This window comes from Agromyces larvae, assembly GCF_022811705.1.
Lineage (GTDB): Bacteria > Actinomycetota > Actinomycetes > Actinomycetales > Microbacteriaceae > Agromyces > Agromyces larvae.
Genome location: NZ_CP094528.1, coordinates 1,201,349 through 1,224,163 on the forward strand (window position 1 = coordinate 1,201,349; position 22,815 = coordinate 1,224,163).

Sequence of the window (22,815 nt, forward strand, 5' to 3'; positions counted from 1 at the left end):
CGGCCTACTCCGCCTCGAGTTCGGCCTGCACCTCGGGGGTCAGGTCGAAGTTCGAGTACACGTTCTGCACGTCGTCGCTGTCCTCCAGCGCGTCGATGAGACGGAACACCTTGCGTGCGGTGTCGGCATCGATCTCGACCTTCAGGTTCGGCACGAACTCGATGTCGGCCGACTCGTAGTCGAGACCCGCCTCCTGCAGCGCCTTGCGCACGCTCACCAGGTCGGACGGGTCGGTGATGACCTCGAAGCCCTGCGCGTGCGGCTCGATCTCCTCCGCGCCGGCCTCGAGCGCGGCCATCATGACGTCGTCCTCCGTCGTGCCCTCGCCCGAGACCACGATGACGCCCTTGCGGGTGAAGTTGTACGCGACCGAACCGGGGTCGGCCAGGGTGCCGCCGTTGCGGCTGAGGCCCGTGCGCACCTCGGCGGCCGCCCGGTTCTTGTTGTCGGTCAACACCTCGACCATGAGCGCGACGCCCGACGGGCCGTACGCCTCGTACGTGATCGACTGGTACTCGACCGCCTCGCCGCCGATGCCGGCGCCGCGCTTGATGGCGCGGTCGATGTTGTCGTTCGGCACCGACGTCTTCTTGGCCTTCTGCACCGCGTCGTACAGGGTCGGGTTGCCGTTCAGGTCGGCGCCGCCGAGCTTGGCCGCGACCTCGATGTTCTTGATGAGCTTCGCGAACGACTTCGCGCGGCGCGCGTCGATGACGGCCTTCTTGTGCTTGGTCGTCGCCCACTTGGAATGCCCGGACATGCTGCTCCTGAATCCTGTCGAGGCGGGTGCACCCGCCGGCGAACCATTCTAGGGCAGGGTGCCGCGTGCGGCCGGGCCGACGGGCGGGGCCGGGCGAGGCTGCGCCAGGCGGGCTCAGCCGGCCAGTTTGACCAGGGTGCGCAGGTTGCGGTTCGTGGTGGTCCGCTTGAAACGCGCCCGCGACAGGAGCTTCGCGAACGGCGTGTCGGTCGTCGTGCCCTTCACGGGGTTCCAGTACACGACCCGGTCGCCGCGCGCGATCGGGTCGACGGCCGGGTCGAGGCCCTCGCCTCGGGCGAGTTCGTCGAGCACGGATGCCTCGGATGCGAACACCACCCACGGCTGGCGCGACGCGTCGTCGGCATCGAACGGGAACGCGTCGATCACGGCGCGCACGTGCTCGGCGGTGGTGAGCACGATCCACGCGTCGTACCCGAACCGCTCGGCGAGCGCGGCCTCGATCTCGCGCTTCAGCGCGGCGGCATCCGTGCGCGGGCTCTCGAACGCGACGTTCCCGCTCGCGAGCACCGTGCGCGCCCCCTCGAATCCGAGCCCGTCGAACAGCTCGCGCAGTTCGGCGGAACGGATCGTGATGCCGTTGACGTTGACGCCGCGCAGCAGCGCGATGAACGAGGTCATGCGGTCAGCGTACGGCCCGCTGCATTGCCCGACGCGGCCGGACGCGATGCGGGCTCAGACGAGCGCGGGCATCCCGGTCGGGAACGTCGCACGCTGCCAGGCCGTGTACTTGCGCTTGAGCAGCACGAGCCAGAGCAGCCGCACCGGCGCCGGCAGGTTGCGCCGCGACCAGTCGTCGCGATCCGTGGCGGGCACCGCGTCGATCATGAGGCCGAGCTGGATGGGCACGCGATCCTTCGGGATGAGCGTGCGGCCGTGCTCGGCCATCTCATCCCACTCGCGCTGGCTGAGCTCCTCGGCGGCAACGGGCACGATGTCGGTCTCCTCCTGGCCGAGGTGCACGCCGAGCGTCGCGCCGATGTCGTCGAGGGCGGCGGCCAGCGCTTCGCCCGACTCGATGGACGCGTCGGCGCGCCAGGCCGCCACGAGCGGCGGCACCCGGTCGAGGAGGCCCGCGACGACCCGGTGCTGTTCGCGCATCAGCTCGACGGTGGCGCCGCAGGCCGGACGCCGGGACTCGAGGCGATCCCACATCGCCTCGTCCTCGCCCTCGTGGTGCACATGCAGGCCGAGGGTCATGAGGTCGACGGTGTCGGCGACGATCGCCGCGCGATCGGTGTCGCCCGGGAACACCTCGCGAACGAGCCGCGGCGCTTCGCGGAACCCCCACCGGAAGATGCGGTGGATGATCAGGATGTCCGAGGTGTCGCAGCCGGCCGTCTCACCCGCGGGAAGCGGCCCGGAGGTGCTGGGCAGTCGTGTCGTCATACCCGCCATCGAAGCGATGTATGCCTCGGACGGCATCAGGGTCACCCCTGATCGACGCGTGCCCGCACCTTCCGCAGGAAGTACTCGTGGAATCGGTGCTCGCCGGTGATCTCGGGGTGGAAGCTCGTGCCGAGCAGGCTGCCCTGCGAGACCGCGACGACCCGGCCGTCGGGCAGGGTCGCGAGCGCGGTGGCCGCCGACCCCACCGATTCGACGACCGGCCCGCGGATGAACACGGCGTGCACCGGCGGCTCGCCGAGCTCGGGGATGTCCAGGTCGGTCTCGAACGACTGGTTCTGCGAGCCGAACGCGTTGCGGCGCACCACGACGTCGAGGCCGCCGAGGCTCTGTTGACCGTCGATCGCGTCGAGCACCGTGTCGGCGAGCATGATCAGGCCTGCGCAGGTGCCGTACACCGGCAGGCCCGACGCGATCGCGGCCCGCAGCGGATCGGCGAGCCCGTAGGCGCGGGCGAGCTTGTCCATCACGGTCGATTCGCCACCGGGGATGACCAGGCCGTCGATGCCGTCGAGATCCTGCGGCCGGCGCACCAGCGAGATCTCCGCGCCGAGGCCCGACAGCACGTGCGCGTGCTCGCGGAAGTCGCCCTGCAGCGCGAGCACCCCGACCCGGGGTGCGCCGGCGGCACGTGCGGCCGCCGACTCCCCCGCGTCGAGCGCGTCTTCGCGCAGCGTCGTGGTCACCAGCCGCGCTCGGCGAGCCGGTGCGGTGCGGGCAGGTCGCCGACATTGATGCCGACCATCGCCTCGCCGAGCCCGCGCGAGACCTCGGCAATGACGCTCGGGTCGTCGTGGAAGGTGGTCGCCTTCACGATCGCCGCCGCGCGCTGCGCGGGGTTGCCCGACTTGAAGATGCCCGAGCCCACGAACACGCCGTCGGCGCCGAGCTGCATCATCATCGCGGCATCCGCCGGGGTGGCGACGCCGCCCGCCGTGAAGAGCACGACCGGGAGCTTGCCGGTCTCGGCGACCTCGGCGACCAGCTCGTACGGGGCCTGCAGCTCTTTCGCGGCGACGTACAGCTCGTCTTTGGTCATCGAGCGGAGCGTGTTGATCTCGCTCGTGATCTTGCGGATGTGCTTGGTCGCCTCGGACACGTCGCCCGTGCCGGCCTCGCCCTTGGAGCGGATCATCGCGGCGCCCTCGTTGATGCGGCGCAGCGCCTCGCCGAGGTTCGTCGCACCGCACACGAACGGCGTGGTGAACTGCCACTTGTCGATGTGGTTGACGTAGTCGGCGGGCGAGAGCACCTCGGACTCGTCGATGTAGTCGACGTCGAGCGCCTGCAGCACCTGCGCCTCGACGAAGTGCCCGATGCGGGCCTTGGCCATGACCGGGATGGAGACCTCGGCGATGATCGCCTCGATCAGATCGGGGTCGCTCATGCGGGCGACGCCGCCCTGCGCGCGGATGTCGGCCGGCACGCGCTCGAGCGCCATGACGGCGACGGCGCCGGCGTCCTCGGCGATGCGCGCCTGGTCGGGCGTGACGACGTCCATGATGACCCCGCCCTTCAGCATCTCGGCGAGGCCGCGCTTCACGCGGCTCGATCCGGTTTCGGCAGTGCTCATGTGGGGTTCCTTCCGGAGGGGTCGTGGCACGCGAGAAGGCGCGGAGACAACGGGGATGCTTGGCCTAGGCCAAAATGTAGCATGGACCGGGCCTACACTCGGAGCTGCCATGGAACGTGATGTCACCCTCCAGATCTCGGGCCGATCGGCCGCCGAGATCGCCGCCAGCGTGCGCGCGCTCATCGAGCGCGGCGAGCTGCCGCCGGGCGAGCCGCTGCCCCCCGTGCGCGCCCTCGCCGAGACGCTGGGCGTGAACCGCAACACCGCCGTGGCCGCCTACCGCCAGCTCACCCTCGCCGGCCTGGTCGTCACGCGCGGCCGCGGCGGCACGCACGTCGCCGACCACACGACCGTCGCGCAGGAGGGCTTCGCTGCCGACAGCGTGCTGCGCGACGTCGCGACCGGCAACCCCGACCCCGACCTCATCCCCGATCCGTCGCTCGCCCTGGCCAGCGTGGCGGGCCGCCCCGTGCTGTACGGCGAACCGGTCGTCGACCCCGGCCTCGAGGAGTGGGCGGGCGCCTGGATGGGCGCCGACCTCGCACCCGCCGAGGTGCGACTCACGATCACGAGCGGCGCAGCCGACGCGGTCGAGCGGTTGCTCGCCCAAGCACTCGTGCGCGACGACGCGGTCGCCCTCGAAGACCCCTGCTTCCTGACCAGCATCCACACGGTCCGCGTCGGCGGGTACCGCGCGGTGCCGGTGCCGGTCGACGACGAGGGCATGACGGTCGACGGGCTGCGCTCGGCGCTCGAGCAGGGCGTGCGTGCGGTCGTGTGCACGCCGCGTGCGCAGAACCCGACCGGTGCCAGCCTCACCGAACGGAGGGCACGCGACCTGCGGGCCGTCCTGCGCGCCCACCCGTATGTGCTCGTCATCGAGGACGACCACTTCTCGATGCTGTCGCGCCGTCCGTTCCACTCGCTCATCGGCCCCGAGCACCGCCGGTTCGCGCTCGTGCGCTCGGTGTCGAAGTTCCTCGGCCCAGACATGTGCCTGGCGGTCACGGCCTCCGACCCCGAGACGGCCGACCGGCTCGCGATGCGGCTGAGCCCCGGCACCACGTGGGTCAGCCATCTGCTGCAGCGGCTCGTGCTCGCCCTCGTCACGAACCCCGACGTCGTCACCGGCATCGAGGCCGCCGGGGCCCACTACGCCGACCGCAATCACGCGTTCGCCGAGCGGCTCACCGCGCTCGGCGTGCCGACCGAGGCCGGCGATGGGCTGAACCTCTGGGTCGCGCTGCCGGTGCCCGCGCGCGACGTGTCCGAGCAGCTCATGCGCCGCGGCTGGCTGGCACGGGCGGGCGACGCGTTCGCCCTCGACGAAGCCACCGACGCACCCGCGGCCCGCCGGCTGCGGCTCACCGTGCACGACCTGGCCGACGCCGACGCCGATCGACTCGCCGCCGACATCGCGGCCGCGGTGCGCGCCGCGGGCGGACGGCTCGTCGCCGCCGGAGTGGGATGATCGATCGGTGAAGATCCTCTCCATCCAGTCGGCGGTCGCCTACGGGCATGTCGGCAACTCCGCGGCCGTGTTCCCCCTGCAGCGCATCGGCGTCGAGGTGCTGCCCGTCTACACCGTGAACTTCTCGAACCACACGGGCTACGGCGCGTGGCGCGGGCCGCTGATCAGCCCCGACGATGTGGCCGCGGTGATCACGGGCATCGAGGAGCGCGGCGTCTTCCCGCAGATCGACGTCGTGCTGAGCGGCTACCAGGGCGGAGAGGGCATCGGCGATGTCATCCTCGACGCGGTCGCGCGTATCAAGGCGGCCAATCCGTCGGCCATCTACTCCTGCGACCCGGTGATGGGCAACGCGAAGAGCGGATGCTTCGTGGCGCCGGCGATCCCCGTGCTGCTGCGCGACCGGGTCGTGCCTCGGGCCGACGTGATCACGCCGAACCAGTTCGAGCTGGGCTACCTGACGGACACCTCCCCCGACACGCTCGAGTCGACGCTCGCGTCGGTCGACCTGGTGCGGGCGTCCGGCCCCCGCACGGTGCTCGTCACGAGCGTCGAGCGCCCCGACCGCGAGGAGGGCACGATCGAGATGCTCGCCGTCGACGATGCGGGCGCGTGGATCGTGCAGACGCCGCTCATCCCGATGAAGGCGAACGGCTCCGGGGATGTCACGGCCGCGCTGTTCACCGCGCACTACCGCCGCACCGGCGATGCCGCCGATGCGCTCGCCCGCACGACGTCGAGCGTGTTCGATCTGCTCGAGCGCACGCACGCCTCGGGCGAACGCGAACTTCAGCTGGTCGAGTCGCAGGAGGCCTACGCCGACCCGCGCCTGCAGTTCACCGTGCGCCAGGTGCGCTGAGCCGACGCGACAGCGGAGGCCCCGGCCGGTCGCAACCAGCCGGAGCCTCCGGTCCCGCTCGCCGCACGTCGGTGCGGCCGCCTGCGCTCAGCGCGTGAGCGAGACACCGAGCGTGGCGAGAACCCCGAACACCAGCCCCCAGAGCACGATCGACACGATCTGCCAGAGGATGACGGTGTTGCGGTTCGCGCCGAACGACACCATCGCGGCCGAGGTGATCTGGCTCGGCAGGATCGTCTGACCGACGATGCTGACGCCCGCCACGCCGTAGCGGTCGAACGCACGACGCAGCTTCGCCCGTCGCGGCGATTCGACCGGCGCCGACTGCTTGCCGGCGGCGACCTTCGTGCGCACTCGGTGCGCGGTGAGCACGAACACGAGCATCGAGACGATGTTGCCGATGACGGCGACACCGATCGCGACCGCCGGCGGCAGCCCGATGAGCACGCCCACCACCGAACCGAAGTAGGACTCCACGAACGGGATGGCGGCCACGAGCGTCACCCCGAGCCACTGGAGGTAGGTGGGGAACGAGGTGGCGAAGTCCTGGAGCGCGTCGAGCATGGTCGGCCTTTCGAGTCGGATCGGTGAGGTGGTGCATCCAGCCTCGTCACCGCCGCCGCCCCGCGGCAGTGCCGCGATGTCAGTGCATCGGGTGCGATTCCGCACCCCGAACCGTGACGAATGTCACTGCCATATGCTCGAAGCCATGTCCGCCGAGCCCGCCCGCAGCGTCACCGCGACCTGGTTGTACACGCTCGCGTCGATCGTCTTCTTCTACGGGTTCTTCGACCTCATCGTGGCGCTCGCCATCTTCGAGTCGTACCTCGATACGCTCGAGCCGCTGGCGCTCACAGCGCTCGTCCTGCAGCTCGTCGCGACGGCGACGCAGCTTCGGTACTGCTGGTTCCTCCGGGTCGGCCGCGGCGGTGGACTGCCGCGCAATGCGTGGACGGTGGCGCTCGTCGCACCGGCCGCGCTGGTGTGGATCGTCGGCCTCGCGGCTCCGGGCCCTGCGCTTCCCACCGCCGTACCGCTCTGGGCCGCTGCGACCCTCATCGCCCCGCTCCTGCCCCGCCCGCGCCGGTGGACGCTGCTGCTCATCGGCCTCCTCGCGACGATCGGCCAGGTCGCGCTCGCCGGCTGGCTGCAGGGCACCTCAGCGACGCGGCCGGCCGAGGGTTCGTCGGACTGGATGATCGCGTTCTTCGCGTTCCTGTTGCCGTTCATGTCGCTCACGAGCCTCTGGTGGTGGGAGGTCGTCGTGCGGCTCGACCGCACGCGCCGCACCGCAGCAGAACTCGCCGTGACCCAGGAGCGGCTTCGCTTCGCATCCGACCTGCACGACATCCAGGGTCACCATCTGCAGGTGATCTCGCTGAAGTCCGAGCTCGCCGAGCGGCTGCTCGAACGCGACCCGGCACGCGCGCGCGAGCTCGTGCACGAGACCCGGCAGATCGCGAAGGAGGCGCTCGAGGAGACCCGCTCGCTCGTGGCCGGCTATCGCCAGGTCGCGTTCGACGACGAGTTGGAGAACGCTCGCGAGGTGCTCGCGGCCGCCGGCGCCGATTGCACACTGCGGCTCGGTCCGGTGCCGCCCGACGCTGCCTCGCAGCGGGCGCTCGGCTCGGTGATGCGCGAGGCGACGACGAACATCCTGCGTCACAGCGAGGCCACGACGGTGACGATCGAGTTCGCCGCGAAGGGGGCGGGGTACGAGTTGCGCATCACCAACGACGGCGTCACCGACCGGACGGCGGCGACCGCCGGCCGAGCCGACGGGTCGGGGCTCGCTGGGCTGCGGGAGCGATTGGCCGCGATCGGCGGCGCGCTGGACACGAGCCTGGATGCATCGACCGGGGTGTTCCGCCTCGTCGCCGCCGCGCCCGTGGCGTCGGAGGCGAACGCGTGAGCGCCGCCGTCGATGACCGATCCGACGGCGGCGCGACGACGCCCCCGATCCGTTTGCTGATCGCCGACGACGAGCATCTCATCCGCGGGGCCCTCGTCGCCCTGCTCGACCTCGAGCCCGACATCGAGGTCGTCGCCACCGCCGATACCGGTCCGGCAGCCGTCGAACAGGCGATCGCGTCGCGCCCCGACGTCTGCCTGCTCGACCTTGAGATGCCCGGTGCCGACGGCGTCGAAGCAGCGTCGCGCATCCTCGCCACGCTGCCCACTCGTGTGGTCGTCGTCACCCGCCACGCCCGACCGGGCGTGCTCCGCAGGGCACTGGCGGCCAAGGTGTCGGGGTTCGTGCCGAAGTCGACGCCGGCCGAGAGTCTCGCTGACGTCATCCGCGATGTCGCCGACGGCCGACGCTACATCGACCCCGAGATCGCGGCGGCCGCCCTCACCGCCGAACGGTGCCCGCTCACCGATCGCGAACTCGATGCGTTGCGCTTCAGCCGCTCCACGCTCAGCGTGCAGCAGATCGCCGAACGTCTGCATCTGGCCCAGGGGACGGTGCGGAACTACCTTTCGTCGGCGATGACGAAGCTCGACGCGTCGTCACGCCATGAGGCCGCCGAGAAGGCGTGGCAGCAGGGCTGGATCTGAGTCAGCCCGATCTGAGCCCGCGGTCACGCTGACGCGGGCCAGGCGTCGGCGATCTCCTGCCTGACCTCGCCGAGCAGGCGCGGCAGCGCCTTCGTCTTGGCGATGATCGGGAAGAAGTTCGCGTCGAGCGCCCACCGCGGCACGATGTGCTGGTGCAGGTGCTCGGCGATGCCGGCTCCCGCGATCCGCCCCTGGTTCATGCCGATGTTGAAGCCGTCGCAGCGCGAGACATCCTGCACGACCCGCATCGCCGTCTGCGTGAGCTCGCCGATCTCGGCGACCTCCTCGGGGGTCGCCTGGTCGTAGGTCGCGATGTGCCGGTACGGGCACACAAGCAGGTGGCCGCTGTTGTACGGGTACAGGTTCAGCAGCACGTACGCGTGCTCGCCGCGCGCGACGATGAGCGACTGCTCGTCGCTCAGCTCGGGCGCACGGCAGAACGGGCAGGAGTGCTCGTCCGGTTGCTGGCCGTCCTGGATGTAGACCAGCCGGTGCGGGGTCCACAGTCGCTGGAAGGCGTCGGGCACGCCCGCGAGCTCCGACGAGACATCCGTCTGAATGCCTTCGAACTCGTCGGCGCCGTAATTGCTCATGCGAACAGGTCGTCCCGCGTGATCACCTGACGGTGGTCCGCGATCGCCTCGCGGACCTTGGCGATCGCATCCGCGATCGGCACGCCGTTCTCCTGCGAACCGTCGCGGAACCGGAAGCTGACCGTCTCCGCGCTGCGGTCGTTCTCGCCCGCGATGAGCTGGAACGGCACCTTCTGCGTGGTGTGCGTGCGGATCTTCTTCTGCATGCGGTCGTCGCTGGTGTCGAGCTCGGCGCGTACGCCCTCGCCCTTCAGCTGCTCGATGATCGCACCGAGGTAGGGCGCGTACTCGTCGGCGACGGGGATGCCCACGACCTGCACCGGCGCGAGCCACACCGGGAACACCCCGGCGTAGTGCTCGAGCAGGATCGCGAAGAACCGCTCGATCGAACCGAACAGCGCCCGGTGGATCATGATCGGACGGTGCTTCTCGCCGTCGGCGCCGGTGTACTCGAGACCGAACCGCTCGGGCAGGTTCGGGTCGACCTGCACCGTCGACAGCTGCCAGGTGCGGCCGATCGCGTCACGCGTCTTGAGGTCGATCTTGGGTCCGTAGAACGCGGCTTCGCCGGGCACCTCGGTGAGCTTCAGGCCGCTCGCCACCGCGACGTTGCGCAGCGCGTTCGTCGAGTACTCCCAGAACTCGTCGGAGCCGATCCACTTCGACTTCTCGTCATCCTTCATCGAGAGCTCGAGCTCGAAGTCCTCGAGGCCGAAGTCCCGCAGCATCGAGATGACGAACTCGAGCACCCGGGTCGCCTCCTCCTCGAGTTGCTCGGACGTCACGAACAGGTGCGAGTCGTCCTGGGTGAAGCCGCGCACGCGGGTGAGGCCGTGCAGGGCGCCCGAGAGCTCGTTGCGGTACACGGTGCCGTTCTCGGCGAGCCGCATGGGCAGGTCGCGGTAGCTGCGCGCGCGCTCCTTGTAGATGAGGATGTGCATCGGGCAGTTCATGGGTTTCAGGTAGTAGTCCTGGCCCTGCTTGGTGATGTTGCCCTCGGCGTCGCGCTCCTCGTCCATCACGATCGGCGGGAACATGCCCTCCTTGTACGTGACGAGGTGGTTCGAGGTGCGGAAGAGGTCTTCCTTCGAGATGTGCGGCGTGTACACGTAGGTGTACCCGGCGCCGATGTGCCGCCGGCGAGCGTGCTGCTCCATCTCGCCCCGCACGATGCCGCCCTTCGGGTGCCAGACCGACAGGCCCGAGCCGATCTCGTCGGGGAACGAGAACAGATCGAGTTCGCGGCCGAGCTTGCGGTGGTCGCGCTTGGCGGCCTCCTCGAGCCGGTGCTGGTAGGCGCGCAGCTCGTCCTTGGTGGGCCACGCGGTGCCGTAGATGCGCTGGAGCTGCGGATTCTTCTCGCTGCCGCGCCAGTACGCACCGGCCACGCGCTGCAGCGCCCAGCCGTTGCCGATCATGCGGGTGTTCGGCAGGTGCGGGCCGCGGCAGAGGTCCTTCCAGACGGTCTCGCCGGTCTTCGGGTCGACGTTGTCGTAGATGGTGAGTTCGCCGGCTCCCACCTCGACCGACTCGTGGTCGTCTCCGCTGCCCTCGCCGTGCCCCGCGGAGCCCTTCAGCCCGATGAGCTCGAGCTTGTAGGGCTCGGATGCCAGCTCGGCGCGCGCCTCATCATCGGTGACGACCCGGCGCACGAAGCGCTGCCCGGCGCGCACGATGCGCGCCATCTCTTTGTCGAGCGCCTTCAGGTCGTCGGTGCTGAACGCGTCGGCGACGTCGAAGTCGTAGTAGAAGCCGTCGGTGACGGGCGGGCCGATGCCGAGCTTGGCCTCGGGGTTGATCGCCTGCACCGCCTGGGCGAGCACGTGCGCGGTCGAGTGCCGCAGGATGTTCAGCCCGTCGGGTGAATCGATCGTGACCGGCTCGACCACGTCGGAGTCCGTGACCGTCGTGGCCAGGTCCTTGAGCTCGCCGTTGACGCGCATCGCGACAACGGATCGGTCGGTGAAGAGCTCGAACCCGTCGGCCACCTGATCCACTCCTTGTTGTGAGGAAACTGTCGAAAATATCTAGCTAATCCAGACTTCTCAACTGTAGTCCGCTGGGACGAGCCCGCCGATCGTTGCACCGCCGCCCAAGCGCCGGCCCCGAATCATCCGCTTGCACCCCGACTTGCGCCCCGCTTGCGCTGGCTTCCGCTCGCTTTCGCAAGAACTGAGCAATTCTCCGACAGTTCGCCACGAAGCCTTGTGGATGCCTCGAGCCCACCCCTACCGTCAGGTGCAATCGCGCTGGCGCGAGGGATCCACTGGTGCTGATCGAGAGGACCCGTCGACGATGACATCCCCGAACTCCGAGGCGCGGCCCGGCCGCCGCCTCATCCCACGACCGACCGCGCTGGCCGTCGCCCTCATCGCGACGGGCGGGCTGCTGGTGCCCGCCCTGCCCGCCGCCGCGGCACCCGCCGCGCCCGCGCCGGTCGTCACCCGAACCGCGATCGACCCGGCGCTCGTGGCCGGGCGCGGCGCCGACGTGCCGTTCCTCGAGCAGGAGGCCGAGCACGCCCGCACCAACGGCACCGTGCTCGCGCCGAGCCGCGACGCCTACACGCTCGCGGCCGAGGCATCCGGTCGCAGCGCGGTGCAGCTCGCCCCCACCCAGTGGGTCGAGTTCACCCTGCCCGCCAAGACGAACGCCATCACCGTGCGGTACAGCATCCCCGACGCGCCGAACGGCGGCGGCATCACCTCGCCGCTCGAGGTGACCGTGAACGGCAAGGACAAGCGCACGGTGACGCTCACGAGCCAGTACTCGTGGCTGTACAACCAGTACCCGTTCACGAACGACCCGAACGCGGGCCTGCTGCACCCCGACTGGTGGCTCGCCGAGTGCGGCTGCGTGCCCGGCGAGGGCTACGAGGTGACGGCGCCGTTCCGACCCATGCACTTCTACGACGAGCAGCGACTGCTGCTCGGCAAGACCTACCGGGCGGGTGATGTCATCCGGCTCACCGTGCCGCGCGGCGCCGCCGCCGACCTGACCACCATCGATCTGCTCGACACCGAGCAGGTCGGGCTCCCCCATATCAAGCTCATCGCGGCCAACGTGCTGCTCTTCGGCGCCGACCCGCTCGGCAAGAGGGACTCGGCGAACGCGTTCGACAAGGCCATCGCCGCCGCGAAGAAGCTGAAGCTGCCCGTCTACGTGCCGCCGGGCGTCTACCAGGTGAACCGGCACATCATCGTCGACGACGTCACGATCGAGGGCGCCGGCGCGTGGTACACGGTGATCCGGGGCAGCGAGGTCGCGCTCGGCACGCCCGCACCCGACGGGTCGGTGCACACCGGCGTCGGGTTCTACGGCAAGCCGGCCGCCGAGGGCGGCAGCCGCAACGTGCGCCTCTCGGGCTTCACGATCCGCGGCGACGTGCGCGAGCGGATCGACACCGACCAGGTGAACGGCATCGGCGGCGCGATGAGCGACTCGGTCATCGAGGACCTGCACATCGAGCACACCAAGGTCGGGCTCTGGTTCGACGGACCGATGAACAACACCGTGGTGCGCAACCTGCGCGTGGTCGACCAGATCGCCGACGGCCTGAACTTCCACACCGGCGTGACGAACTCGCGCGTCGAGCACACGTTCGTGCGCAATACGGGCGACGACGGGCTCGCCATGTGGGCCGAAGGCGTGACCAATGCGGGCAACACCTTCAGCCGCAACACCGTGCAGACCCCCACGCTCGCGAACGGCATCGCCATCTACGGCGGCACCGACCTCACGGTGTCGGGCAACCTGGTCGCCGATCCGATCCGCGAGGGCAGCGGCATCCACCTCGGGTCGCGCTTCGGAGCCGAACCGTTCGCCGGTACCGTCTCGGTCGCCGACAACACCACGGTGCGCGCGAGCACGCTCGACCTGAACTGGAACATCGGCCTCGGCGCGCTCTGGTTCTACGCGCTCGACCGGTCGATCGACGGCGCCGACATCCAGATCACGGGCGACCACTTCCTCGACAGCACGTACAGCGCGATCATGCTCGTCACGGAGTGGGGCGTGAAGGACGCGTACCGCATCGAGAACCTGCACTTCCGCGACCTGCGGGTCGACGGCGTCGGCACGAACGTGGTCAGCGCGCGCACGGCCGGCTCCGCGACCTTCGAGAACGTCGACGTGCGCAACGTCGGCCACTGGGGCGTGAACAACTGCGGCGCATTCAACTGGGACTGGGTGAACGGCTCGGAGTTCACACTGCAGGACCTGGGCGGCAACGACGGCGTCGACGCCAACGAGTACCACCTCGGCACGCCGTGGCTCGCGCCCTACCTGCCCAACCTCATCACCTGCAACGACCGGCCGCCGCTCACGGCTCCGCCCGCTCCGTCGCCCTGGGTGCAGCCCTGAGCCGAGCAGGACGGATGCGTCGGTTCCGGATGCGTCGGTTCCGGATGCGTCGCCACCGGATGCGTCGCCACCGGATGCAGCGCAGGTGACGGATGCCCCGGGCGGGCGTGTGCGGCTCCGGCCGCCGCGCCCGCCCGAGTCCGTCCGAGACGCGGCACGCTACGGCGCGGTCCACCGCTGGAGACGCTGTGTCGCCCGCCCCACGATCGCGGGCGGTGTCGCCCGCAGGAACGCATCCCGGACGCCCGCGGCGAGCGGCCGGGAGGCTTGGGCCACCTTCCCCATCTGACGCGACCGTCGCCAGATGGCCCGGGTCCGTTTCGTCCGCAGGTCGTCGTACCTGGACAGCGCCGCGTCCGGATCGCCGCTCCGGAGCAGCAGTGTCAGGGTGGCGGCATCCTCGATGGCTTGCCCCGCGCCCTGCCCCAGATTGGGCGTCATGCCGTGCGCGGCGTCACCGAGCAGCACCGTCCGGCCCTTCGTGAACGCGACGGGGGGCCGAGCGAGCTCGAAGATGTCGTGACGGAGCACCGCACCTGCGGGCGTCGCGTCGATGCACGCCCGGATCGGCGCGTGCCAGTCGCCGAACCGCTCGCGCACCGCGGCCTGCTCATCACCCGCCCGCCGGCCCGCGGGCGAGGATTCGGTGGCGAACCAGTAGACCCGATCGTCCGGCAGCGGCACGATGCCGAAGATGCGCCCGCGCCCCCAGGTCTCTCCGGCTTCGCCCTGGACGTCGACTCCCGCGGCCGTGATCCCGCGCCAGGCGGTGTACCCGGCGTAACGAAGGCCGCGGTCCAGACCGAGGTGAGCACGGGCCTCGCTGCGCAGCCCGTCGGCGGCGACCACGAGATCGAACCCCTCCTCGCCGCCGGCCACGGTCACCACCGGCCGGCCGTCTCCTGAGACCACGGCGCGCTGTCCGAGGCGGAGACTCTCGGTGGGCAGGGCAGCCACGAGGACGCGATGCAACTCGGTTCGGTGCAGGCTGCGCAGCGTCGACACCGCCGAAGACGGCATCGACACGAGCCAGTCGCCTGAGGGCGTGCGCTGCCCCGCCCGCATCCGAGCGATCGCATCGCTGCTGGCCTGACGCACCGTGTCGCCCAGCCCGATTGCATCGAGCGCGCCGAAGGCATTGCCGAACAGGGTCAGCCCCGCCCCGACCGCGCCCGGCTCGTCGCGGCGCTCGTAGACGACGACCTCATGCCCGTCCGCGCTCAGCCCCGCCGCGACCGTCAGCCCACCGATTCCGGCACCGATCACCGCCACCCGCATTCGACTCCCCTGTTCGCTTGTTCGGCTCGAGTCTCCCAGACACCGGAATGTTCCGGAGGTCCGAGCGGTCGGGCACGCGGGAACCGGGCTATAGGCAAGAAAGTGTGGATGGGATCTTGATCTGACCGCGGAATGACGGGTGAAACGGGGTTCGGTATGGTCCGCGACGCTTGGCACCTCTCCGGCTGGATCGGCGAGCACTGACACGCCCGAACTCATGATCGAACTCGCGACGTGGTGCGCGCTCCGGTTCGGCAAGCTGGCCGAGCTTCGCCGAGGAGACATCGAGGTGAAGAAGGGTGTGATCCACGTCCGCCGCGCCGTCGTCCTCGCAGGCGAGAGACGAACTCGCCCGCGCGGTCATCGAGGAGGCCGACGCGATGCTCGCGAACACGCCGTTCGAGGACGACGACGCGCCGCCTGGGAACGCTCGAGGCGATCATGTCGGCGCCGCCCTCAACCGGCTCGCCGCCGCGGTCGAGACTCAGACCCGTCTGCTGCTCGCGCGGTTGGACCGATGGGAGGAACGTAGATGAGCGAGCGCCTGATGATCGACCACGAAGGCACGCTGCACGGGCTGCACGGCCCCGAGAACTGGCGTCACGGGTGGGGGCTCATCTCGCCGGAGGAAGACGCGCACCGTCACCGCGTGATCACCGAGGCACGCTGTAGCTGCCTGATGGGCAGAAGATGCCACTTGCCGCGACCAAGCGCGTGCAAGCGTGCGCCGTCACCTCGGGATCGCCCGACGCGGCGCGAGCGAGCTCGACGGCCCGATCGGCTGGGGTGCGCTGCCGTAGGGGACAGCACCCAACACGCGCCCGTGGGTGCACTTGGCGCTCGATCAGGTGGCTCTCCTCGCCGCAGGGTGATTCGAGACCGCGAGTGTCAGCACGACTTGCCAGACTCGATGGGAGAGCCGCGGAGACCGTTCGACAGAGAGGTGAAACATGCGAGTTGCGTTCGGGGATGACACCAAACAGGCCGGTCTGCGAACCGGCATGGGGAAACTGCTTGGGTTGGGGGCGGTCATCTTCCCTGAGAGCCAGTTGCGGCCATTCAGCTCGTCCATGAAGGCGCTCCGCACGGAGCACGGCATCCCGGCGAACGTCGAGTTCAAATGGTCGATGCCCACGCCCAACTACTTCAAGCAGCGAAACGAGGCGGGGCTCCAAGACCTGGTCCGGCGCCGCATGATCGAGTTGGCGATCCAGCACGAGGCGAGCGCGGTGGTCGTCGTGTGGGACTTGGGCCGTACGACGCTGCAGGATGAGAAAGCCGAGGCAAAGGTTCTGGAGTACCTATACGAGCGGATCACCGGCGCACTCCGGAATGAACTCGGCGTCCTCGTGTTCGACAAGCCGGGCGGCGGCCACCAGCAAGAGGACACGTGGATCGCGAGAACGCTCTCGATGACCAACTACGGAACGAGCTACGTAAAGCCCGACGCGATCGTGCTCCCGGTGCTCACTGCACCGTCACACCACCATGAACACCTTCAACTCGCTGACCTCGTGACGGGCGCGACCGTCGCCGCCGTCGCGGGGAACCGGTACGGCATGGAGCTGATCCCGATCCTGCGCGGCCTCTTCCACCGCAACTACTACGGCACTATCGGCGGAACCGGCCTCAAACTCTTCCCCGATGAACTCACGAATCTCTACCTTCACGTTCTCGGCGAGGATACCTTCACGAAGGTGATGCAGGCAGCTGGCTACCCGCTCCCCTTCCACCACTACCCCTACACGTCAGACGACGGGCTCAACCCACCTGCCGCGGGCGTCACCGCGTGAACACGGCTGAGATGCCGACGCCGGGCGCCTGACGATCTGGAGGGGGCGTTCGTCGTCTCATCAGCCGCTGGGGTCGCCGACACACTCGACGGTTGAGCCGCGGCTGCGGCTCACCCGCCCGCGGGCAACTCGCTTCCCGTACCGATCTTGTACAGCTCGGCCGATGTGAGTGTTCCGAGGCTTGCTCCGTCCACGAGTAAGGTCTCGACCGAGGTCACAGCAGTTCGGAGATGCTGGACCTCGTCGTCCGCGAACGCGATGGGAGTTCCGGCGAACTCTGCGAGGTTGTCAAAGGGGCTGAGCGACTGGAACGTCACCGTGTCAAGCCCTGCGAGAGCGGGGTCGAAGACGACGCGCACCACACCGGCGTCGAACGTCACACTCGACACGGCCTTCGCAATCACAACGCCAGCGCTTGCGCGCTCGCTGAGATAGCCCTGGAACGCACTTACGACCTCTTCGTTCGTAGCGACCACGGCGGCCGCGGGCGATGGCTCAGGAGCCGGCGATGCCGGCGATTCTGTCTCCGCTTCGCTCGCCTTTGGCGAGGGTGTCGGGGTAGAAGTTGCCGCCGGAGTTCCGTCACGGCCTCCGCCGAACGCGTATCCAATGACGCCGATGAGCAGGAAGACACCGATCGCCCACACCCACCACTTCATGTACCAGGGCTTCTGCGGGCCTGTAGTGGCTGCAGGAGGCTGGCTCGTCGACGATGGAGATGAGAGAGGACTCGCCTCCGGCCCGGCAGGCGGCACAGTCGCCGCCACTGCCGCGACGGGTTCGCCCGGCGGAAGCGTCGGCGCAGACCTGGGCTGCGGGCCGGTCCTGCTGGCTGAACCGACGTACTTCGGATTCGGACGCCGGAGCAAAGCCTTGTAGTCCGACCCCCAGACCCAGTTCTCTTTACCGGATGACTCGACCAGCTCCCACCCCTTCTCGAGGTACCGCTGAAGATCTTTCATCCTGCGAACGGTCTGATACTCGAACTCGTCCTTCTTGCTCACCATGATTGCCCCCAGGGCCGAGTCTGGCAGCGATGCGCGGAGATGGAAAGCCGTGCAAGACGTGCACCTAGTGGGCACAAATGAAAAAGGGTCAGGCCGGGAAACCCGGCCTGACCTGCATTTTCTCGTGGTGGGCGATACTGGGATCGAACCAGTGACCTCTTCCGTGTCAGGGAAGCGCGCTACCGCTGCGCCAATCGCCCAAAACCGACTGCGAGGATCGGTTTGGAGGTGGATACGGGATTCGAACCCGTGTATACGGCTTTGCAGGCCGCTGCCTCGCCTCTCGGCCAATCCACCGCGTTAGGGTTCACCACCAACGAACAGAAGGGGCTTGCGCCCCTGCTGATCAGAGCGGATGACGAGACTCGAACTCGCGACCCTCACCTTGGCAAGGTGATGCGCTACCAACTGCGCCACATCCGCGTTGTCGCTCGCTTGCGACGTAGTGACTCTAACGGATCAGGCGCACGAATCACAAACCGAGGCCGACTCACCGGGTCTTCGGCCCGGTCATCCGAGCTTTCGCCCCCATCACCCGGGCGTGTCGCCCGGTACGCAATTCAGGTGCGGAGGCGTGTCGCGCGGGCACCGGCGGCTGACTGCGGCCGACACGCCGTGCGCCATCCTGAATTGCGTACATCGTCGGGGGCGCGGGACGCGAGGCTTCCTCGATGTGCATTCGGCCCTCGCGATCGGCTACGATCGTTCAGGCGGTCGACGTGAGTCGGCCGCGAATCCTGATGGGCGATTGGCGCAGCTGGTAGCGCGCTTCCTTCACACGGAAGAGGTCGTCGGTTCGAGCCCGGCATCGCCCACCATCACGAAGGCCCCGGCATCACGCCGGGGCCTTCGTCGTCGCTGCCGCGTGCCGCCCCTCGCCGAATGTTTCCGTTCGCACCGAGGGCGTCCGGTTCACCGGAAACCGTCGGCGCGAACGGACACGCTCGCGAGCGCCCGGTGCCCGTCTCTGCGCAGGGCCCTCACTTCCAGCCGTATCGCGCCTGGAGCGCCCGGCCGAGCTGCGCATAGCGTGCGCTGTCGAGGGCGGATGCCTCGCGTCGCATGCCGCCCGTACGCACCCGGAACACCCGGTCGACACGGGCCCAGCTCGGGCGCCCCGCCGAGTCCCACGCGCCGGCGCCGAGCGCGACGTAGTCGGGGTCGCCGTCGTGCGGCTTGCTCGTGAGCTCCACCGCGAGGAAGTCGCCGGTGCGGTTCGCGGCGACCACGACGACCGGGCGATCCTTGCCGCGCCCGTCTCGCTCGGCGTACGGCACCCAGGTCCAGACGACCTCGCCGGGGTCGGGCTCGTCGTCGTCGGCGGGCGCGTACGTCAGGCGCACACCGCGCAGCCGGTGCGGGTCGACCTCAACGGTCGCGTCCGGCCCGGTCTGCCCGGGCAGGGTCTCCTCGTCGAGCACCGCCGGCGAAGCGCTCCGCGCACGGTCGCGGGCCGAGGCATCCGTCGCAGCGCTGCCACCGGCCCGCACCCCGGGAACCGAACGGATGACACGACGAAGGGCGGTGAGGAAGCGGCTGGTGTCTGGCACACCGGCACCCTATCCTCACCGCCCTCGCGGTGTCGGGACGTTTACACCGTCTCGAGCTGGTAGCCCTCCTCGCCGTGCACGACGGTGTCGATGCCGGCGATCTCGTCCTCGTTCTTGACGCGGAAGCCGATCGTCTTCTCGATCGCGAACCCGAGCACGAAGGCGATCACGAAGGAGTAGATCGCCACCGCGAACGCGGCGATCGACTGCACGGCGAGCTGACCGAGGTCACCGCCGGTGAACAGGCCGGTGTCGATCGCGAAGAAGCCCAGGTACAGCGTGCCGATGAAGCCGGCGACGAGGTGGATGCCGACGACGTCGAGCGAGTCGTCGAAGCCGAGCTTGAACTTGAGCTCCACCGCGAGCGCGCTGATCGCACCTGCGATGACGCCCAGCAGCAGCGCCCAGCCGGGCTCGAGGTTCGCACACGACGGGGTGATCGCGACGAGGCCCGCGACGGCGCCCGAAGCTGCGCCGACGGCGGTGGGCTTGCCGTCCTTCAGCTTCTCGACGACCAGCCAGCCGATGATGGCCGCAGCGGTCGCGCCGAGGGTGTTGAGCACGATGAGACCGGTGTTGGCCAGCTCGTTGAGGAACTCCGCGCCGGCGTTGAAGCCGAACCAGCCGAACCACAGCACCGAGGCGCCGAGCAGGGTCAGGGGCACGTTGTGGGGCTTGTCCATGCCCTTCTGGAAGCCGACGCGCTTGCCGAGCACGATCGCGAGGGCGAGGGCCGCAGCACCCGCGTTGATGTGCACCGCGGTGCCGCCCGCGTAGTCGATGACGGCCGGAAGACCGAGCGTCTCACCGAGGTTGAGGATCCAGCCGCCGCCCCAGACCCAGGCCGCGACGGGGAAGTAGACGAGCGTGGCCCAGACGCCCGCGAAGATCATCCACGAACCGAACTTGGCCCGGTCGGCGATCGCGCCCGAGATGAGGGCGACGGTGATGATGGCGAAGGTCGCGCCGAACGCGACGCCGATGAGGTCGGTGTTCGCGGTCTCACCGGTCGCGAGCGAACCGAGTGCGAAGTCCGAGAACGGGTTGCCCGCGAACTCCCAGGTGCTGCCGACGGCGCTCATGTTGAAGCCGTAGAGCACCCAGAGCACGCCGACCAGCGCGAGGGCGCCGAAGCTCATCATCATCATGCTGACGACGCTCTTGGCCTTGACGAGTCCGCCGTAGAAGAAGGCGAGACCGGGCGTCATGAACAGCACGAGCGCCGTTGCAGTGATCGCCCATGCGATGCTTCCGGTATCCATTGTTTTCCTCACACCTCGAGTTCTGCAGGGGGCGTACTCGAGGGCCGGAGCCGGTCTCGGGTACGGGTTCAGAATGGGCCGGTGAGGTTTCGGCGAGGATGCTTCGATCGTTTCCGGTCGGTTACGAGAAACGACGTCGTGTAACGAGTCTGTTTCCGAGCGCGCAGGATCGGCCGGGAATCCGGTGGGAGGAGATTGCGGATGCCGCGGCGCTCAGTCGTGCGGCGGCAGCTCGCCGGTCGTGAGCGCGATCATGCGGCTCATCGCCCGCAGGTACTTCTTGCGGTAGCCGCCGGCCATCATCTCGTCGTCGAACACGCCGTCGAGCGGCACGCCGTTCTGGATGATGGGCACTTCCGCGTCGTAGACGCGGTCGATGAACGCGACGAGTCGGAGCGCCGCGTTCTGGTCGTGCAGTTCGCGCACGCCCTCGAGCGCGATGATCTCGATCCCGTCGATGAGCTTCACGTACTTCGATGGATGCACCGTGGCGAGGTGTGCGACGAGCGCGTCGAACCCGTCGAGTGAGACCCGGTGCCCGCGCGCGGCGAGCGAGGCCGCCATGCGCTCGACTCCCCCGTCGCCCTCGACGACCGCGGCGCGGCCGTCGGTGTCGCGCCGGCGGTAGTCGAGGCCGTCGATGCGCAGGGTCTCGAAGTTCGAGCTGAGCGCGTGGATCTCGCGGAGGAAGTCCGCGGCGGCGAACCGCCCCTCGCCGAGCGCGTTCGGCGGGGTGTTGCTCGTCGCGGCCACGCGCGTGCCGCTCGCCATGAGCTCGCCGAGCAGACGCGTCATGAGCATGGTGTCGCCCGGGTCGTCCAGTTCGAATTCGTCGATGCAGATGAGCCGCGCACCGCGCAGCAGCTGCAGCGCGCCCGCGTACCCGAGCGCGCCGACGAGGGCGGTGTACTCGATGAACGTGCCGAAGTACTTCGGCCCGCTCGCGACGTGCCAGAGCGCGGCGAGCAGGTGGGTCTTGCCGACGCCGAAGCCGCCGTCGAGGTAGACGCCCGGCAGTTCGATGCGGGTCGGCCGCCGGCGCGAGAAGAATCCGCCGGGTCGCTGGGCGGCTCGCCAGGCGCCCGCGAACTCCTTCAGCCGGTCGAGCGCGGCCTGCTGCGAGGGGAAGTCGGGGTCGGGCCGATACGAGTCGAACGACGCATGCTCGAACTGCGGCGGCGGGGTGAGCTCGCTCGCGAGCTCTGCGGCGCTGATCGCCGGATCGCGGTCGACGAGGCGGATCGGGCCGGCGGCCGCTGATGAGCTCATATGGTCGAGGACTCCCGTGTTGCAGCGCGTGACGATACCGGTGACGACGACCGGAGCGCCGCGTAGATTCTGAGGGGGACGGACCCAGCCTAGTCCGCTCCGAACTTCCCGATCATCCGGGCGATTCCCAGGAGGAGCCATGTCCGTCGAGTTCGATACCGCCGCCAAGTTCACCGAGTACGCCCACCCCGAACGTCTCGTCAGCACCGAGTGGCTCGCCGAGCGACTCGGCACCCCGGGCCTCGTGGTGGTCGAGTCCGACGAGGACGTTCTGCTGTACGAGACCGGCCACATCCCCGGGGCGGTGAAGATCGACTGGCACACCGACCTCAACGACCCCGTCGTGCGCGACTACCTGTCGGGCGAGCAGTTCGCCGCGCTGCTGGGTTCGAAGGGCATCGCCCGCGACACGACGGTCGTCATCTACGGCGACAAGAACAACTGGTGGGCGGCGTACGCGCTCTGGGTGTTCACGCTGTTCGGCCATGAGGATGTTCGCCTCCTCGACGGCGGCCGCGACCTGTGGATCGCCGAAGGCCGACCCATCACCACCGAGGTGCCCGAGATCGCGCCCGTCGAGTACCCCGTGGTCGAGCGCGACGACGCCGCGATCCGCGCCTACAAGGAGGACGTGCTCGCTCACCTCGGCAACCCACTCATCGACGTCCGCTCCCCCGAGGAGTACTCGGGCGAGCGCACCACCGCCCCCGCCTACCCCGAGGAAGGCACGCTGCGCGCGGGCCACATCCCCACCGCGGCATCCGTGCCGTGGGCGCGCGCCGCCGCCGGCGACGGCACCTTCAAGACCCGCGCCGACCTGGACGCGATCTACCGCGACGAGGTCGGCCTGGAAGACGGCGACGAGGTGATCGCGTACTGCCGCATCGGCGAGCGGTCGAGCCACACCTGGTTCGTGCTCACGCACCTGCTCGGGTTCGACAAGGTGCGCAACTACGACGGTTCGTGGACGGAGTGGGGCAGCGCGGTGCGCGTGCCGATCGTCACCGGCACCGAACGCGGCGAGGTTCCGGCGCGTTGACCCGGTCGGTGCGCG

General features: G+C 69.4%; 21 protein-coding genes and 4 tRNA genes. 9 read left to right on the forward strand and 16 right to left on the reverse strand.

Annotated features, from left to right (window positions below):
• Window positions 1-4 precede the first annotated feature (4 nt).
• From MTO99_RS05550 to pdxS, 5 genes are all read right to left on the reverse strand, one after another.
• Window positions 5-760 carry a YebC/PmpR family DNA-binding transcriptional regulator gene (locus MTO99_RS05550; RefSeq protein WP_243557646.1) on the reverse strand — a complete coding sequence of 252 codons (756 nt, stop codon included), beginning with the start codon at window positions 758-760 and terminating at the stop codon, window positions 5-7.
• 114 nt (window positions 761-874) lie between these two features.
• Entirely contained in the window at window positions 875-1,399 is a 525-nt protein-coding gene (locus tag MTO99_RS05555) for a DUF1697 domain-containing protein (protein ID WP_243557647.1), read from the reverse strand.
• A 54-nt stretch (window positions 1,400-1,453) separates the two neighbouring features.
• Complete coding sequence (locus tag MTO99_RS05560) at window positions 1,454-2,167, reverse strand: hemerythrin domain-containing protein (protein WP_243557648.1); 714 nt, start codon at window positions 2,165-2,167, stop codon at window positions 1,454-1,456.
• 41 nt (window positions 2,168-2,208) lie between these two features.
• Window positions 2,209-2,859, reverse strand: a complete 651-nt coding sequence (gene pdxT / locus MTO99_RS05565; protein ID WP_243558971.1) for a pyridoxal 5'-phosphate synthase glutaminase subunit PdxT — start codon at window positions 2,857-2,859, stop codon at window positions 2,209-2,211.
• Window positions 2,860-2,867: 8 nt separating this feature from the next.
• A complete protein-coding gene (gene pdxS / locus MTO99_RS05570; RefSeq protein WP_243557650.1) occupies window positions 2,868-3,758 on the reverse strand; it encodes a pyridoxal 5'-phosphate synthase lyase subunit PdxS in 891 nt (296 codons plus the stop codon).
• 109 nt (window positions 3,759-3,867) lie between these two features.
• Here pdxS and MTO99_RS05575 point away from each other — a divergent pair, with 109 nt between their 5' ends.
• Window positions 3,868-5,229, forward strand: coding sequence for an aminotransferase class I/II-fold pyridoxal phosphate-dependent enzyme (locus MTO99_RS05575; protein WP_243557652.1), 1,362 nt, complete (start codon window positions 3,868-3,870; stop codon window positions 5,227-5,229).
• A 7-nt stretch (window positions 5,230-5,236) separates the two neighbouring features.
• Complete coding sequence (gene pdxY / locus MTO99_RS05580; RefSeq protein WP_243557654.1) at window positions 5,237-6,088, forward strand: pyridoxal kinase PdxY; 852 nt, start codon at window positions 5,237-5,239, stop codon at window positions 6,086-6,088.
• Window positions 6,089-6,175: 87 nt separating this feature from the next.
• On the opposite strand, the gene MTO99_RS05585 is transcribed toward pdxY, so the two are convergent.
• A complete protein-coding gene (locus MTO99_RS05585) occupies window positions 6,176-6,652 on the reverse strand; it encodes a hypothetical protein (protein ID WP_243557656.1) in 477 nt (158 codons plus the stop codon).
• Window positions 6,653-6,797: 145 nt separating this feature from the next.
• Here MTO99_RS05585 and MTO99_RS05590 point away from each other — a divergent pair, with 145 nt between their 5' ends.
• Both MTO99_RS05590 and MTO99_RS05595 read left to right on the forward strand, forming a co-directional pair.
• Entirely contained in the window at window positions 6,798-8,000 is a 1,203-nt protein-coding gene (locus MTO99_RS05590) for a sensor histidine kinase (RefSeq protein WP_243557658.1), read from the forward strand.
• Window positions 7,997-8,647: a response regulator transcription factor gene (locus MTO99_RS05595; RefSeq protein ID WP_243557660.1), complete on the forward strand. Its 651-nt coding sequence runs from the start codon at window positions 7,997-7,999 to the stop codon at window positions 8,645-8,647. The genes MTO99_RS05590 and MTO99_RS05595 overlap by 4 nt, the downstream gene beginning before the upstream one ends.
• Window positions 8,648-8,670: 23 nt before the next feature.
• Here the strand turns inward: MTO99_RS05595 and MTO99_RS05600 are convergent, their stop codons facing one another.
• Window positions 8,671-9,240 (reverse strand): HIT family protein, encoded by a 570-nt coding sequence (locus MTO99_RS05600; protein WP_243557662.1) that lies wholly within the window; start codon window positions 9,238-9,240, stop codon window positions 8,671-8,673.
• Window positions 9,237-11,183, reverse strand: coding sequence for a threonine--tRNA ligase (gene thrS / locus MTO99_RS05605; RefSeq protein WP_243558973.1), 1,947 nt, complete (start codon window positions 11,181-11,183; stop codon window positions 9,237-9,239). The genes MTO99_RS05600 and thrS overlap by 4 nt, the downstream gene beginning before the upstream one ends.
• Before the next feature lie 352 nt (window positions 11,184-11,535).
• On the opposite strand from thrS, the gene MTO99_RS05610 reads away from it, so the two are divergent.
• Window positions 11,536-13,602: a glycosyl hydrolase family 28-related protein gene (locus tag MTO99_RS05610; RefSeq protein WP_243557664.1), complete on the forward strand. Its 2,067-nt coding sequence runs from the start codon at window positions 11,536-11,538 to the stop codon at window positions 13,600-13,602.
• Window positions 13,603-13,761: 159 nt separating this feature from the next.
• On the opposite strand, the gene MTO99_RS05615 is transcribed toward MTO99_RS05610, so the two are convergent.
• Window positions 13,762-14,880: an FAD-dependent monooxygenase gene (locus MTO99_RS05615; RefSeq protein WP_243557666.1), complete on the reverse strand. Its 1,119-nt coding sequence runs from the start codon at window positions 14,878-14,880 to the stop codon at window positions 13,762-13,764.
• Between the two features lie 380 nt (window positions 14,881-15,260).
• Between MTO99_RS05615 and MTO99_RS05620 the strand changes: the two genes are divergently transcribed.
• Both MTO99_RS05620 and MTO99_RS05625 read left to right on the forward strand, forming a co-directional pair.
• A complete protein-coding gene (locus MTO99_RS05620; protein ID WP_243557668.1) occupies window positions 15,261-15,416 on the forward strand; it encodes a hypothetical protein in 156 nt (51 codons plus the stop codon).
• A 465-nt stretch (window positions 15,417-15,881) separates the two neighbouring features.
• Window positions 15,882-16,673: a DUF3800 domain-containing protein gene (locus tag MTO99_RS05625; RefSeq protein ID WP_354002527.1), complete on the forward strand. Its 792-nt coding sequence runs from the start codon at window positions 15,882-15,884 to the stop codon at window positions 16,671-16,673.
• 110 nt (window positions 16,674-16,783) lie between these two features.
• Here MTO99_RS05625 and MTO99_RS05630 read toward each other — a convergent pair whose 3' ends face one another.
• The 4 genes from MTO99_RS05630 to MTO99_RS05645 all read right to left on the reverse strand — a co-directional run bounded on the left by MTO99_RS05630 (window position 16,784) and on the right by MTO99_RS05645 (window position 18,103).
• Window positions 16,784-17,680 (reverse strand): hypothetical protein, encoded by an 897-nt coding sequence (locus MTO99_RS05630; RefSeq protein WP_243557672.1) that lies wholly within the window; start codon window positions 17,678-17,680, stop codon window positions 16,784-16,786.
• 125 nt (window positions 17,681-17,805) lie between these two features.
• Window positions 17,806-17,880: transfer RNA gene (locus MTO99_RS05635), tRNA-Val, on the reverse strand.
• A 23-nt stretch (window positions 17,881-17,903) separates the two neighbouring features.
• A tRNA-Cys gene (locus tag MTO99_RS05640) sits at window positions 17,904-17,977 on the reverse strand.
• 53 nt (window positions 17,978-18,030) lie between these two features.
• A tRNA-Gly gene (locus MTO99_RS05645) sits at window positions 18,031-18,103 on the reverse strand.
• Window positions 18,104-18,422: 319 nt separating this feature from the next.
• Here MTO99_RS05645 and MTO99_RS05650 point away from each other — a divergent pair.
• Window positions 18,423-18,498: transfer RNA gene (locus MTO99_RS05650), tRNA-Val, on the forward strand.
• 162 nt (window positions 18,499-18,660) lie between these two features.
• On the opposite strand, the gene MTO99_RS05655 is transcribed toward MTO99_RS05650, so the two are convergent.
• The 3 genes from MTO99_RS05655 to zapE form a co-directional block, all read right to left on the reverse strand.
• Window positions 18,661-19,230: a type II toxin-antitoxin system PemK/MazF family toxin gene (locus MTO99_RS05655; RefSeq protein WP_243557674.1), complete on the reverse strand. Its 570-nt coding sequence runs from the start codon at window positions 19,228-19,230 to the stop codon at window positions 18,661-18,663.
• Between the two features lie 41 nt (window positions 19,231-19,271).
• A complete protein-coding gene (locus tag MTO99_RS05660; protein ID WP_243557676.1) occupies window positions 19,272-20,492 on the reverse strand; it encodes an ammonium transporter in 1,221 nt (406 codons plus the stop codon).
• A gap of 213 nt (window positions 20,493-20,705) precedes the next feature.
• The gene (gene zapE, locus MTO99_RS05665) at window positions 20,706-21,761 is read right to left on the reverse strand and encodes a cell division protein ZapE (RefSeq protein WP_243557678.1); all 1,056 of its coding nucleotides are present in this window, start codon (window positions 21,759-21,761) and stop codon (window positions 20,706-20,708) included.
• 139 nt (window positions 21,762-21,900) lie between these two features.
• On the opposite strand from zapE, the gene MTO99_RS05670 reads away from it, so the two are divergent.
• Window positions 21,901-22,800: a sulfurtransferase gene (locus MTO99_RS05670; RefSeq protein ID WP_243557680.1), complete on the forward strand. Its 900-nt coding sequence runs from the start codon at window positions 21,901-21,903 to the stop codon at window positions 22,798-22,800.
• Window positions 22,801-22,815: the final 15 nt, after the last annotated feature.

What these genes read in the sequence shown, in the direction of transcription:
- MTO99_RS05550 (WP_243557646.1), bottom strand. Translation starts at nt 760, where the DNA reads ATGTCCGGGCATTCCAAGTGGGCGACGACCAAGCACAAGAAGGCCGTC.
- MTO99_RS05555 (WP_243557647.1), bottom strand. Translation starts at nt 1,399, where the DNA reads ATGACCTCGTTCATCGCGCTGCTGCGCGGCGTCAACGTCAACGGCATC.
- MTO99_RS05560 (WP_243557648.1), bottom strand. Translation starts at nt 2,167, where the DNA reads ATGACGACACGACTGCCCAGCACCTCCGGGCCGCTTCCCGCGGGTGAG.
- pdxS (WP_243557650.1), bottom strand. Translation starts at nt 3,758, where the DNA reads ATGAGCACTGCCGAAACCGGATCGAGCCGCGTGAAGCGCGGCCTCGCC.
- MTO99_RS05575 (WP_243557652.1), top strand. Translation starts at nt 3,868, where the DNA reads ATGGAACGTGATGTCACCCTCCAGATCTCGGGCCGATCGGCCGCCGAG.
- MTO99_RS05585 (WP_243557656.1), bottom strand. Translation starts at nt 6,652, where the DNA reads ATGCTCGACGCGCTCCAGGACTTCGCCACCTCGTTCCCCACCTACCTC.
- MTO99_RS05590 (WP_243557658.1), top strand. Translation starts at nt 6,798, where the DNA reads ATGTCCGCCGAGCCCGCCCGCAGCGTCACCGCGACCTGGTTGTACACG.
- MTO99_RS05600 (WP_243557662.1), bottom strand. Translation starts at nt 9,240, where the DNA reads ATGAGCAATTACGGCGCCGACGAGTTCGAAGGCATTCAGACGGATGTC.
- thrS (WP_243558973.1), bottom strand. Translation starts at nt 11,183, where the DNA reads ATGCGCGTCAACGGCGAGCTCAAGGACCTGGCCACGACGGTCACGGAC.
- MTO99_RS05610 (WP_243557664.1), top strand. Translation starts at nt 11,536, where the DNA reads ATGACATCCCCGAACTCCGAGGCGCGGCCCGGCCGCCGCCTCATCCCA.
- MTO99_RS05615 (WP_243557666.1), bottom strand. Translation starts at nt 14,880, where the DNA reads ATGCGGGTGGCGGTGATCGGTGCCGGAATCGGTGGGCTGACGGTCGCG.
- MTO99_RS05620 (WP_243557668.1), top strand. Translation starts at nt 15,261, where the DNA reads ATGCTCGCGAACACGCCGTTCGAGGACGACGACGCGCCGCCTGGGAAC.
- MTO99_RS05625 (WP_354002527.1), top strand. Translation starts at nt 15,882, where the DNA reads ATGGGGAAACTGCTTGGGTTGGGGGCGGTCATCTTCCCTGAGAGCCAG.
- MTO99_RS05630 (WP_243557672.1), bottom strand. Translation starts at nt 17,680, where the DNA reads ATGGTGAGCAAGAAGGACGAGTTCGAGTATCAGACCGTTCGCAGGATG.
- MTO99_RS05660 (WP_243557676.1), bottom strand. Translation starts at nt 20,492, where the DNA reads ATGGATACCGGAAGCATCGCATGGGCGATCACTGCAACGGCGCTCGTG.
- zapE (WP_243557678.1), bottom strand. Translation starts at nt 21,761, where the DNA reads ATGAGCTCATCAGCGGCCGCCGGCCCGATCCGCCTCGTCGACCGCGAT.
- MTO99_RS05670 (WP_243557680.1), top strand. Translation starts at nt 21,901, where the DNA reads ATGTCCGTCGAGTTCGATACCGCCGCCAAGTTCACCGAGTACGCCCAC.